Annotated in this window: 13 protein-coding genes; 9 read left to right on the top strand and 4 right to left on the bottom strand. The window is 64.4% G+C overall.

Annotated features, from left to right (window positions below):
- Positions 1-3: 3 nt before the first annotated feature.
- Positions 4-1,842: an autotransporter assembly complex family protein gene (locus QOC89_RS29795; protein WP_323048322.1), complete on the bottom strand. Its 1,839-nt coding sequence runs from the start codon at positions 1,840-1,842 to the stop codon at positions 4-6.
- 409 nt (positions 1,843-2,251) lie between these two features.
- Between QOC89_RS29795 and QOC89_RS29800 the strand changes: the two genes are divergently transcribed.
- From QOC89_RS29800 to panD, 4 genes are all read left to right on the top strand, one after another.
- Positions 2,252-2,437 carry a DUF3460 family protein gene (locus QOC89_RS29800; protein WP_007175923.1) on the top strand — a complete coding sequence of 62 codons (186 nt, stop codon included), beginning with the start codon at positions 2,252-2,254 and terminating at the stop codon, positions 2,435-2,437.
- A gap of 4 nt (positions 2,438-2,441) precedes the next feature.
- A complete protein-coding gene (locus QOC89_RS29805; protein ID WP_323048323.1) occupies positions 2,442-3,314 on the top strand; it encodes a ScpA family protein in 873 nt (290 codons plus the stop codon).
- Between the two features lie 218 nt (positions 3,315-3,532).
- Positions 3,533-4,369: a pantoate--beta-alanine ligase gene (gene panC, locus QOC89_RS29810; protein WP_323048324.1), complete on the top strand. Its 837-nt coding sequence runs from the start codon at positions 3,533-3,535 to the stop codon at positions 4,367-4,369.
- Positions 4,370-4,419: 50 nt separating this feature from the next.
- Complete coding sequence (gene panD / locus QOC89_RS29815; protein WP_012432059.1) at positions 4,420-4,806, top strand: aspartate 1-decarboxylase; 387 nt, start codon at positions 4,420-4,422, stop codon at positions 4,804-4,806.
- Positions 4,807-4,867: 61 nt separating this feature from the next.
- Here panD and QOC89_RS29820 read toward each other — a convergent pair whose 3' ends face one another.
- Positions 4,868-5,506: a ParA family protein gene (locus QOC89_RS29820; RefSeq protein WP_323048325.1), complete on the bottom strand. Its 639-nt coding sequence runs from the start codon at positions 5,504-5,506 to the stop codon at positions 4,868-4,870.
- 208 nt (positions 5,507-5,714) lie between these two features.
- On the opposite strand from QOC89_RS29820, the gene QOC89_RS29825 reads away from it, so the two are divergent.
- Entirely contained in the window at positions 5,715-6,134 is a 420-nt protein-coding gene (locus QOC89_RS29825; RefSeq protein WP_323048326.1) for a PaaI family thioesterase, read from the top strand.
- A gap of 26 nt (positions 6,135-6,160) precedes the next feature.
- Here the strand turns inward: QOC89_RS29825 and QOC89_RS29830 are convergent, their stop codons facing one another.
- On the bottom strand, positions 6,161-7,639 hold the full coding sequence (locus QOC89_RS29830; protein WP_323048331.1) for a cobyric acid synthase: 1,479 nt from the start codon (positions 7,637-7,639) through the stop codon (positions 6,161-6,163).
- 255 nt (positions 7,640-7,894) lie between these two features.
- Between QOC89_RS29830 and cobU the strand changes: the two genes are divergently transcribed.
- Genes cobU through QOC89_RS29850 form a run of 4 tightly spaced genes read left to right on the top strand, consistent with a single transcriptional unit; the run spans position 7,895 to position 11,334 of the window.
- Positions 7,895-8,449, top strand: a complete 555-nt coding sequence (gene cobU / locus QOC89_RS29835; RefSeq protein ID WP_323048327.1) for a bifunctional adenosylcobinamide kinase/adenosylcobinamide-phosphate guanylyltransferase — start codon at positions 7,895-7,897, stop codon at positions 8,447-8,449.
- Positions 8,449-9,384, top strand: coding sequence for an adenosylcobinamide-phosphate synthase CbiB (gene cbiB, locus QOC89_RS29840; RefSeq protein WP_179736697.1), 936 nt, complete (start codon positions 8,449-8,451; stop codon positions 9,382-9,384). The genes cobU and cbiB overlap by 1 nt, the downstream gene beginning before the upstream one ends.
- Entirely contained in the window at positions 9,377-10,414 is a 1,038-nt protein-coding gene (gene cobD, locus QOC89_RS29845) for a threonine-phosphate decarboxylase CobD (RefSeq protein ID WP_323048328.1), read from the top strand. The genes cbiB and cobD overlap by 8 nt, the downstream gene beginning before the upstream one ends.
- Positions 10,411-11,334, top strand: a complete 924-nt coding sequence (locus QOC89_RS29850; protein ID WP_323048329.1) for a cobalamin-binding protein — start codon at positions 10,411-10,413, stop codon at positions 11,332-11,334. The genes cobD and QOC89_RS29850 overlap by 4 nt, the downstream gene beginning before the upstream one ends.
- 28 nt (positions 11,335-11,362) lie before the next feature.
- Here QOC89_RS29850 and QOC89_RS29855 read toward each other — a convergent pair.
- On the bottom strand, positions 11,363-12,437 hold a 1,075-nt coding region (locus QOC89_RS29855), incomplete at its 5' end, for a Fic family protein (protein WP_323048330.1).

Consider the following 12,437-nt stretch of genomic DNA (forward strand, 5'->3'; position numbering starts at 1 on the left):
CCATCAGAAGGCGATGCCGAGCGTCAGGTACGGCCGCACGCTCCTGTTGCGGATGCCGTAGGCGACGTCGACATTCACCGGGCCAACCGGACTACGCCAACGCGCCCCGACCCCTACGCCCGGATAAAAGACTTTCTCGCCCCACGTATCGGTGGCGGTCCCGACGTCGAAGAACGCGGCTGCGCCCCAGTCGTGCGTGAACCAATGCTGATATTCGGCCGACGCCGTCACGAGATACTTGGTAGGCAGCACCGACCCGTCGACGTTGTTACCAATGCTCTGATAGCTGTACCCACGGATCGAATTCGAACCACCCGCGCGGAACAGCAGCGAAGCCGGAATCCCGCTCGAACTGCCGCTCGTGAACACGCCGCCGAGTTCCGCCCGGAACAGCACGAGGTCTTCCTTGCCGATCGGCAGATACTGCTGACCGCGGGCGTAGCCGCGCACGAACGTCTGATCGGTCAGCACGCCCTTCACCGCGAAGCCCGCTTCGACGTGAATCAGGTTGCCCGAACGCGGAAACAGCGGGTCGTCGGTATTGCGGCGGGTCCACGACCACGACGGCACCAGCGCGCGGCTGGTGGTCGGCGCGATCGCGTTCTGGTCGAGCCGGTCCTGGTAGTACAGGAGCGAGTAGTTGTAGTCGATGAATTGCGAGGTACGGGCCCGCTGCACGCCGCCGCGAATACTGTAGATGCGGGTGTCGGACACGTCGGTCGTGGTGTAGGAAGCCAGCACGCTATTGGTCCATGCGCGCGGTCCCGGCGGCATCGCAAGTTGAATCTGTCCGTACTGCTGGATCTGGTCGATGCGTCCGTCGACCGTGAACGGCCACGCCTTGCCGAACGTGTCGAGATACGAGTACGAACCCTGGATCAACGGGCCGTTGTCGGTCGAATAACCGACCCCGCCGCGGATACTGTTGTACGGATATTCCGACACCTTCACGTGCATGGGCGTGTCGACTGGCTTGGCCGGATCGCTATCCACGTCGATCGCCACGCTCGCGTAGTACGGCGTGTTCTGCAACTGCCGCTGCAATTCGGCGACGCGCTGCACGTCGTAGATATCGCCGACCGCAATCGGATTCACGTTGTCGACGATCTGTTCCGGATAGCGCCGCGTGCCGGATACGTCGAGCTTGCCCATCGTGAAAGTCGGGCCGCTTTCATACGTCACGGTCAATTTCGCTTCGTGCGTGCGCGGGTCGATCAGCGCCTCGGAGTGGTAAATCTTCGCGCCCAGGTAACGGCGCGCCTGCAGCGCCTTGAGCGACGCATTTTTCGCGTCGTCCCAGTCGCCTTGCGAAAACGGATCGCCTTCATGCAGCGAAAACGCGAAGCGGGCGGCGTTTTCCTGCGCCGGGTCTTCGGTCAGCACCGGCCCGCGAAACGACAGCGAAATCGACGAGATGAGGGTTTGCGGGCCGGGATCGACGCTCACCGTCACGCGCTTCTGGTCGTCGACGGTGCGCACGTCCGTTCGCACGACCGGTGTGAAATAACCTTGCGTGGCGGCGAGATCGCGCACCTGCTGGGGCGTGGCGGTAATCAGAAATTCGAACTGATCGTCGCTGATGTCGGGACGTTTGGCGAAGCGCGCCACGTCCAGATGCGCTTCGAGCAGCTTGCGCAGCGAGCGCGGCGCGGCTTCGATTTCCACCTTGTAGCTGGCGGACGCGCGGCGCGCCGCGTGCGTGTCGACCGTGGCCAGCATGAGCATGACGATGCCGAACGCGAGCCACGCGCGCAGCCAGCGCCGAATCGGCGTCGGATGCCCGGGCTCGTCAGCGGTTTTGCCACGCCGCACACGCGGCTCTTCGATCGCACACCCCGCCAAACGGGACCTCCGGCCGTGGTTGATGGATTCTGTCGCTCTGGCGCGCCGCGGCGGCCGAAGCTCGCGCTATTTGACCACATCGGCGAACCCGCGCCATCTCTTAAAAGGGCGCGTTTGCAGGATCAGGCGCAGTGGGCCGTGCGGCTGCCAGCGACGCGCCGTAGGCGGCGTCCACAGCGATGTTGTCCGAACGCAAAGCGCGGATTTCCGCACCGCCCGCTGACCCGGCGCCCGCCTTTGACGCATCGCGGCAGCGCGGGTTCCGGGCGTTTTCGCAGACTGGCCGCTCGCGCCGGCCAGCCTTTTTCGACCCCGCGCGGCGCATGCGGTAAAATTATGGAATAGCAATGGCGCCACGGCGGAATTCCCGTCGGGCAGCCGCCATTCCCCAAACCACGGACGTCTAGCCATGTATCAATCGGACATCACCCAGTTCCTGAACCAGCTCAAGCAACAAAAACCGAATCTGGAAGCTGAACAGCGCCGTGGCCGGGCGCTGCTGTGGGACAAACAGCCGATCGACCTCGAAGAACGCGCCGAGCAGAAAGCCTCGCGCGTAGAGCAGACGCCTTACTCGTACTATCAAAACTTCTAAGCGCGTGAGTCACGCCGACGAGGCAAAGGGCGCCACAGCGGCGCCTGACGCCGCGCTTGCCGCGCCCGCCACCGATTCAACGCCGGACATCGTCGACGGCATTGCTTTCGCGCGTCTATACGGCGAGCCGCTCTTCAAGCTGCCGACGGATCTGTACATTCCGCCGGACGCGCTCGAGGTGTTTCTCGAAACGTTCGAAGGCCCGCTGGATCTGTTGCTGTACCTGATTCGCAAGCAGAACTTCAATGTGCTCGACATTCCGATGGCGGACGTCACGGTCCAATACCTGGGCTATGTCGACCAGTTGCGCCAGACCAATCTCGAACTCGCGTCCGAGTACCTGCTGATGGCGGCGATGCTGATCGAGATCAAGTCGCGCATGCTGTTGCCGGTGAAGAAGGCCGATAGCGGCGACGAAGCCGAGGATCCGCGCGCGGAACTGGTCCGCCGCCTGCTCGAATACGAGCAGATGAAGCTTGCCGCACAGCGCATCGACCATCTGCCGCAACTCGGCCGCGATTTCCTGCGCGCCGAGGTGTACATCGAACAAAGCATCACGCCGCGCTTTCCCGACGTGGATAGCGAAGACCTGCGCGCCGCGTGGGCCGACGTGATCAAGCGCGCCAAGCTGGTTCAGCACCACAAGATTTCACGCGAGGAATTGTCGGTGCGCGAGCATATGAGCACGATCCTCCGGCGCTTGCAGAACGCGCGTTTCATGGAGTTCTCCGATCTATTCGACACGAGCAAGGGCGTGCCCGTGGTCGTAGTGAATTTCATCGCCATGCTCGAGTTGTGCCGTGAGTCTCTCGTCGAAATCACGCAGGCTGAGCCGTTCGCACCGATCTATGTGCGCCTCGCCTATCTGCCGGCCTGAAGCCGCCAAGCGGGGTTTGCGTGCGCGATTGCCGCCGCGGACGCCCCGTTTCAGTGCGCGTCGGAACAAAATCCACTACTGCGGTGCGCCGCCGGAACAATTCCACTACAATCCCGCGCTCCGAACCTGTCATCACCAGCGAGGCCGCGGAACGTGCGAAAACCTGAGTTTTTGCGCCCACCCAGTCTCGCGCCGCGCGAGGAAATCCCTGTCCGATCATGAAAGTCATCAGCTCGATCCATGAATTGCGCGACCAGTTGCGCGGCCAGAATCGCACCGCCTTTGTGCCGACCATGGGCAATCTGCATGAGGGCCATCTGTCGCTGATGCGCCTTGCGCGCCAGCACGGCGACCCGGTGGTGGCGAGCATCTTCGTCAACCGCTTGCAGTTCGGCCCGAACGAGGATTTCGACAAATACCCGCGCACGCTCGAAGCCGACATCGACAAGCTGCAGAAAGAAGGCGTCTACGTGCTGTTCGCGCCGACGGAGCGGGATCTGTATCCGGAACCGCAGGAGTACCGCGTGCATCCGCCGCACGATCTGGGCGACATCCTCGAAGGCGAATTCCGCCCCGGTTTCTTCCAGGGTGTCTGCACGGTGGTGATGAAGCTGATGTCGTGTGTGCAGCCGCGCGTCGCGGTATTCGGCAAAAAGGATTATCAGCAATTGATGATCGTGCGCAGCATGTGCCACCAGTTCGCGCTACCAACCGACATCATCGCGGCGGAAACCGTGCGCGATGCCGACGGTCTCGCGCTCAGCTCGCGCAACCGCTTTCTGCAGACGGCCGAGCGCGCTGAGGCGCCGGTGCTGGCCGCCGAGCTCAATCGCGTGCGCGACGCGGTCCTCGCCGGCGATCGCGACTTCGCGAAACTCGAACAGGCGGCGATGGCGGCACTGGCCGCGCGCGGCTGGCAGCCTGACTACATCGCCGTGCGCAAGCGCTCGAATCTGCTGCCGCCGGCGAGTCCGCAAGACGCGAACGCGGAGTTGGTCGTGCTGGCCGCTGCCAAACTCGGCACCACCCGGCTCATCGACAACCTCGAGATCTGAAGCCGTCTTAGTCTGCGCAAACGCGCACAAGAAGCCACAAGGGATTGGTCATGCAACGCAATATGCTGAAGTCGAAAATCCATCGCGTCGCGGTCACGCATTGCGAACTGCACTACGAAGGCTCGTGCGCGATCGACGAAGACTTGCTGGAAGCCGCGAACATCGTTGAAAACGAGCGGATCGACATCTGGAACATCAACAACGGCGAGCGTTTTTCGACCTATGCGATCAAGGGCGAACGCGGCAGCGGCATGATTTCGCTGAACGGTTCGGCCGCGCGGCGCGCGCAGCTGGGCGATCTGGTGATCATCGCGGCGTTCGCGGTGGTGGACGAAGCGGAACTGAAGGCAGGCTGGAAACCGGATCTGGTGTTCGTCGACGACAACAACAAGATCAAGGGCAGCCGCGATCACGTGCCGACCCAGAACTGGACCTGAGCCTGCCGTTCACGGCGCGGGTTTTAAGCGGCGGCCGCCTTGAGCCGCCCACAAACTCATCTCAAGCCTTCTTGCCGGCGCCGTTGGTCCATTCGATGATCGGCTGCCACTGCTCCAGATCCTTCTCCACGCGGCTTTTTGCGACGTCCCACAAGGTCAGGCCATGCGCCGCCAGCTGGACGTAATTCTGCGTGTCGCGCAGGTAGCCCAGCACCGGCAGCTTCAATCCCTCGACAAAACGATGCAACTGCTCCGCTGAGCGCGTGCGCGCGTCGACGCGCATCCCCACGACGCCGATCTCGATCGCGCCTTTTCTGACCGCCTTCTCTTTCGCCAGCCGCTCGAGAAATTCCTGGGTGGCGAGAATATCGAACATGGAAGGCTGCAACGGCACGATCACCTTGTCGGCCAGATCCAGCGCGATACCCAGACGGTTGCCGTGCAACCCGGCCGGCGTGTCGACTACCGCATGTTCCAGACCCCTGGGTGGTTTGACGGGGTTTTCCGGATCGACCTCCCAGGTCTCGATGGGCGGCAGCGCAGCGGGCCGTAGCGACAGCCACGCGTGCGCGGACTGCTGTTTGTCGAGGTCGGCCAGCGCGACCCATTCCCCGAGCGACGCGAAATAGCCCGCCAGATTGGTGGACAGCGTGCTTTTGCCCACGCCGCCCTTCGGATTCGCCACCACGATCACCGTCATGAATTCTCCCGGAAAGAAGGCTGGGCGCCGCCAGCCGGTTTGCCGCGCTGTTTGCTCCGACTTGCACGGTGGGTCCTGATTTGTGCCGTTTCAGGTTCACCCGCCGATCCAGCCGTTGATAATATCGACAAATGCACCGGGGCCGAAGCCCCCAAACGGCTAATTGGCCGCCCTACCCCCTGTTTTTTCCATCGAGGACTCGAATCTCATGAGCGAACTCCGCCAGGAATACACCATCGAGCGCCTGCATGAGCGCCAGAAGGGCACGTTGCCCGGCTTGCTGGGCGTGCATGTTCTGGCGCTGGAGCAAGGCACCCTGAGCGCGGAATTGACCGTGCGCGACGAATTGCTGGCACCGAACGGCTTTCTGCATGCCGCCACCGTGATCGGTCTCGCGGATACCGCGTGTGGCTATGCATGCCTCGCGCATTTGCCCGAGACGGCGCGCAATTTCACGACCGTCGAGCTGAAAAGCAATTTTCTCGGCACCGCGACGGAGGGCACCATCCGCGCAGTCGCCAAGGCCGTGCATCTGGGCCGCAGTACGCAGGTGTGGGACGCTACCGTCACCGATCCGAACGGCAGGACGATCGCGCTGTTTCGCTGCACGCAGATGGTGTTGTATTGACTGAATAATGCGGGTGCGGGCCTTCGTCACCCAATCGCAGCAAACAGCTTGGACAGATCGAGGTGCCCGGCGAGCGTGTCTGCCAGACGATCCAGCGAGGCCTCACGCAACGCCGGATAGTCGAGTTTCGCGGCATCGCTCAGCCCCGCCCACGCGAGCAATGCGGCGCACGCGGCCGGCGTGTCGAACAGGCCGTGCACGTAGGTCGCGAGGATCTGGCCGTCGGCCGAGATCGCGCCGTCGGGATGAGCGTCCGGCGCTTCGCCCAATTGCAGCGCGGGGGAGTTCAGTGCCGGGCCTTGCGTCTCACCCATGTGAATCTCGTAGCCGGCGACCTCGGGCGAACCCGCCAATGCAAGGCGCCCCGTCACGTTCTTCAGCGTCTTTTCCCGCGTCAATATGGTCGAATAATCGAACCAGCCGAGGCCCACGCTCGTTCCGGGCGGGCCTTCCACGCCGTGCGGATCGGCCACTTCGCGCCCCAGCATCTGCATGCCGCCGCAAATCCCGATTACGCGGCCGCCGTAGCGCAAATGCCGCTGCAGCACCGCATCCCAGCCCTGCGCACGCAGAAAAGCCAGATCGCCGGGCACATTCTTCGAGCCCGGCAAGATGATCAGATCGGCGGCCGGAGGCGGCGTGCCGCTTCGCACATAATGAAAATCGACCTGCGGATGAGCGCGCAGCGCGTCGAAATCGGTGTGGTTGCTGATGTGCGGCAACACCGGCACGACCACCCGCAGCATCCGGGCCGCCTCGTCGCTTTGGCCGCCCTGGCCGCTATGCGCGGCGCGCAGTTCGGGCGGCAGCATGTCTTCGGCGTCGAGCGTCAGACCGTGCAGGTAGGGCACGACGCCGAGCACCGGCTTGCCGGTCTTCGCTTCGAGCCAGTCGAGCCCGGGCTTGAGCAAACCCACGTCGCCGCGAAAGCGGTTGATGATGAAGCCACGCACCCGCGCCTGCTCGCTTTCCGAAAGACACGCGAGCGTACCGGTCAGATGCGCGAAAACCCCGCCGCGGTCGATGTCGGCCACTAACACAACCGGACAATCGACTGCTTCAGCGAAACCCATGTTGGCGATATCGCGCTCGCGCAGATTGATCTCAGCGGGGCTGCCGGCGCCTTCGACGAAGATCGTGTCGTAAGCCGCCTGGAGCCGCGCATACGATTCCAGCACGGCCTCGAACGCGACCGGCTTGTAGTCGTGATACGCGCGCGCATCGAGATTCATGCGCGCCTTGCCGTGGATGATCACTTGCGCGCCGCGGTCGCTGGTCGGTTTGAGCAGCACGGGGTTCAGATCGGTGTGCGCGGCGATGCCCGCGGCCACCGCCTGCAAGGCCTGCGCGCGGCCGATCTCGCCGCCGTCGACCGTCACCGCGCTGTTGAGCGCCATGTTCTGCGGCTTGAACGGCGCGACCCGCACGCCGGCGCGGCGCGCCAGCCGGCACAATCCCGCGACGAGCGTGCTCTTGCCGGCGTCGGACGTGGTGCCCTGAATCATCAGCGTGCCGCGCGGCACAGGTACGGCGTCATGCGGGGTGGAAGTGGTGGTCACGGAATGTCGGACTCGGCGGTGAATAGGCAGTGAAGCCGGCAGTGAAGCCAGGCAGTGAAGCCGCGGCGCGGCGCGCAACCTGGCGGCAACGATCTCGCCGTACGCGGCGGCACCGTACAGCCAGGAAGCGGCAACGCCGCGATTTGAACGCGCCATTATCCCATCGTGCCGGCACGCACTGCGCGCCGGTACAATCACGCGATGATTTCCCGCGACCTCACCTTCGTTCTCGGCGGCGCCCGCTCGGGCAAGAGCGTGCACGCCGAACAACTGGCGAACCATAGCGCCCTTCCCGTCACCTACGTCGCCACCGCGCGCGTGGCCGACGACGCCGAATTCAGTGCGCGTATCGCGCATCATCGCGAGCGGCGTCCGGCGCATTGGCAGCTGCTCGAAGCGGGCCTCGATCTCGCCGGCGCCGTCTCGCAGATCGACGCGCCTCGCCACTGCATTCTGATCGACTGCCTGACACTGTGGCTCGCCAATCTGTTATGCCCTCCGGATGGCGACGGTTTGCCCATCGAGCACTATCACGCGCACTTTGCCGCTTTCGAAGCAGCGCTCATCAACGCCAAAGGCAAGATCATCGTGGTCAGCAATGAAATCGGCTTGGGCGTCGTCCCGCTCGGCGCCGAAACGCGCCTCTATGTCGACGAACTCGGGCGGCTCAACCAGCGCGTCGCCGCATTGAGCACCCAGGTCACGATGATGGTCGCGGGCTTGCCGCTCGCCTTGAAAACAGCGGGCAGCGCGTAATGCTTTCGCTCCCCCTGATCGTTACCCTCGCAACGGCAGGCGTCGCCGTCGACCGTTGGCTCGGTGAGCCGCGCACCGCGCATCCGCTGGTCGGCTTCGGCAAATGGGCTGCGCGCCTCGAAACGCGCTACAACACCGGCCGGCGCTTGCGGCTCAAAGGGCTGCTCGCATGGTCGCTGGCGGTCATGCCGCCGGTGCTGATCGCCTGGTGGCTCGTCGCCGTGCTGCCGTTTTTTTGGGCCTGCGCGGTGCATGTCGTCCTGCTGTGGTTTGCCCTCGGCGCGCGCAGTCTGCACGATCACATCGCGCCGATCGCACAGGCATTGGCGCGGCGCGATCTGGCGCAAGCGCGTCTCCTGACCTCGCGCATCGTGTCGCGTGAAACCGCTCATGCCGACGAAGCGGCGCTCTCGCGCGCCGCCGTCGAATCGGCACTCGAAAACGGCAACGACGCGATTTTCGGCGCGCTGTTCTGGTTCGCGATCGCCGGCGGCCCGGGCGCGTTGGGCTTTCGTCTGGCCAACACGCTCGATGCCATGTGGGGCTACCGCACGCCGCGCTATTTGCGTTTTGGCTGGGCCGCCGCGCGGATCGACGACGTGCTCAACTGGATTCCCGCGCGCCTCACCGCGGCGAGCTATGCGTTGCTCGGCGACACGCGCACGGCGCTGCGTTGCTGGCGCGAACAGGCGCCGCGCTGGGACAGTCCGAACGCCGGACCGGTCATGGCGTCGGGCGCGGGCAGTCTGAACGTATTGATCGGCGGCCCCGCGGTCTATCACGGCGCGCTTGAACACAGACCGACGCTCGGCTTCGGACACGCCGCGCAGGCCACGCATGTGACGGCGGCGTTGATACTGGTCGAACGCACGGTCATTCTCTGGCTGGCGGTGCTGATCGTGCTGGCTTTGTTGAGTGTGCCCTTTCATGGTTGATCGAATGGCTGCTCGCACAGCCGATAGCGGCGCCGCGCCCACCGTGGTGATTCACGGCGGCAATCTGCACGAAGCGGCTGAGCGTTACGGCATTCCCTACGCGCAATGGCTCGACCTGTCGACGGGTATCAATCCGCACGGCTATCCGGTGCCGCCGGTTCCCGCCGCTGCCTGGCGCCGCCTGCCCGACGAAGGCGACGGTCTTGCGGCCTGCGCCGCGCGTTACTACGGCGCGCCCGACGCCGCGCACGTGCTCCCGGTAGCGGGGAGCCAGGCGGCGATCCGCGCGCTGCCCTCGCTCTTGCCACGCGCCCAGGTTGGCATTGCGCCGCTCACGTATAGCGAATATGCGCCCGCCTTCGAGCGGGCCGGACACCAGGTCGCGCCACTGGATGTGGCCTGGGACACGTTGCCCGAGGCGTTCACGCATGGGGTTGTCGTGAATCCGAACAATCCCACCGCTGAGCACCTGAGCGCCGGCCAGTTGCTGCACTGGCACGCGCAACTCAGCGCGCGCGGCGGCACCCTGCTCGTCGACGAGGCCTTCGGCGATACGATGCCGGCGGCGTCACTTGCGGCGAGCACGCATCGCGACGGCTTGATCGTGCTGCGTTCGCCAGGGAAATTCTTTGGGCTCGCGGGTGTGCGCGCGGGCTTCGTCCTCGGTGCGCCGGCTTTGCTCGACGCATTAGGCCGTACGCTCGGCGCGTGGACGGTCAGCGGTCCGGCTCGTCACGCCGTCAAAGCCGCATTCGAAGACACGGCGTGGCAGCAGCAGATGCGCACGCGCCTCGCCGCCGAAAGCGCCCGTCTGGTGAGTCTGTTGCATGCACACGGTTTCGCCGCGCGCAGCACGCCGCTCTTCGCATGGACCGACGACGCACGCGCCGCTGCCATGCATGAAGCGTTAGCACGACGCGGCGTGTGGACGCGGCTCTTCGCGGCATCGGGCAGCGTGCGCTTCGGGCTGCCGGCGAGCGAAGCGGAATGGGCGCGTCTTGAAGCAGGTTTGCGCGAGGCGGTTCGATGATTCGAGGTCCACGTTGCGCGTTTGCCGCCGCGATCGCCGCCGCGCTTTTCGCGGGCACACTGCATGCGAACGCCGCCATCACCGTCACCGACGACACCGGCGCAACTGTCACCTTATCCGCACCTGCGCAACGCGTCGTCAGTCTCGCGCCCCACGTCACCGAACTGTTGTATGCCGCGGGCGGCGGCGCGAAACTGGTCGGCGCCGTGTCCTATAGCGACTATCCGCCCGAAGCGAAGCAACTGCCGCGCGTCGGCGACAACAAGGCGCTCGACCTCGAACGGATCGTCGCGTTGAAGCCCGATCTGATCGTCGTGTGGCGACACGGCAATGCGCAGCGCCAGCTCGATCGGCTGCGCGAGATGCATGTGCCGCTGTTCTTCAGCGAGCCGCATCGTCTCGACGACGTGGCCACGTCGCTGACCAGGCTGGGGCAATTGCTCGGCACCTCGCCGAGCGCGGATGCCGCCGCCGCGGCGTACCGTCGGGACATCGCGCGATTGCGCACGCAGTATGCGAGCAGACCGCCGGTCAGCGTGTTCTATCAGGTGTGGGATCAACCGTTGATGACGCTCAACGGCGAGCATATGGTGAGCGATGTGATCGCACTCTGCGGCGGCCGCAATGTGTTTGCGAAACTCGAGCCGCTGGCGCCGACCGTCTCGACCGAAGCGGTGCTCGCAGCGAATCCGGAAGCGATCTTTACTGCCGCGCCCGGCGCGACCAAACCGGACACCACTTTGCCGCAACTCAGCACATGGCGTGCGTGGCCGAGCCTCAAAGCGGTCGCGAACAACAATCTGTTCGCCATCGACGGCGATTTGATCAACCGGCCGGCGCCGCGGATCGCGCAAGGGGCGAAACAGATGTGCGAAGACCTGGAGCTGGCGCGTTCACGGCGGAAAGACGGCGCGCAGTGATGCACGTCGCAAAGCCGACATTCAAGCGTCAGCGTGAGGTCGTCTCGGAGCGTTTGAACGGCCAGCGCTCGAATTCAGAAAGCCGCAACCGGTAACGCGCGACGTTGCCCAGGTAAAGGTGATCGAGATCGGACTGGATCGCGTCGATGAACGAGGACATGTCTTCCGCGGCCACCAGATTCCGCGCGAGCGTTTCGATCTCGCCACGCGTGCCGGCAAGACCGCCGCGAATCACTTGCTGTACCGCCTCTATCAACGCATTGCGATACTTGAGGCGGAACGCGTCCGGCTCACCGACGGATTGTCGAATCGCCAGATAACGCTGACACGAGCGCTCGTACGCCCAGATGAATACGTCGCGCAACAGCTCGACGCGATTGGCCTCGTACACACCGAGCGTACCGTCGACGTAGGCCTTTTCGGGAACGTCGATGAACGACAGCGGACACAGATTCTGCCGGATCAGCGGGATATTCGCGGTCAGACGCGAGACCCGCTTGTTGACGTCTTCGAACGGCTGCAGATACGGCAGATGCACCATGCCGAAGAAAGCCTGTTCGAAGGGATCGTCGATTTGGGCGGCCTTGTCCAATACCGCCTCGAAGCATTCCGCAATCTGCTGTGGCACGGCGAGCGGAAAAAAGACCGTGCCGCTGATCTCCACTTCGCGCGCGCGCAAACGGCCGCTGGCGAACGGGTCGGACATCAGGTTATCGGAGAGAATCGCGTGCAGGTTCAGGACGGTGAATCGATTGAAGCCCACTTCGTCCGCGCTCTCGACGATCATTTCGATCGCGGCCTTGTGATTCAGGATCATCTGTGTTTCCTGAGCGTCTTTGCCTTCCGCAATGTGCCCCTGTTCGATCAAGCGCACGGTATCGAGCCGCGTGTATGTATTGCCCTCGAGCCGCGACGAGGCCCACGACAGATCGATCAGAAGCCGGCTCAGGATGTCGCGTGCATACGTGCCTGCCGGCCTGACATCCGCCGACGTGCGGCCCCATTCGTGCAGGCGTGCACGCTGCGCCGGCGACAGGTACGCGTCCTGATTCGGACGATAGCGTTCGAAAAACGCGCGGTTATAGCCGACCGGCCGGCGCTCG

The organism is Paraburkholderia sp. (assembly GCF_034668105.1).
GTDB lineage: Bacteria > Pseudomonadota > Gammaproteobacteria > Burkholderiales > Burkholderiaceae > Paraburkholderia.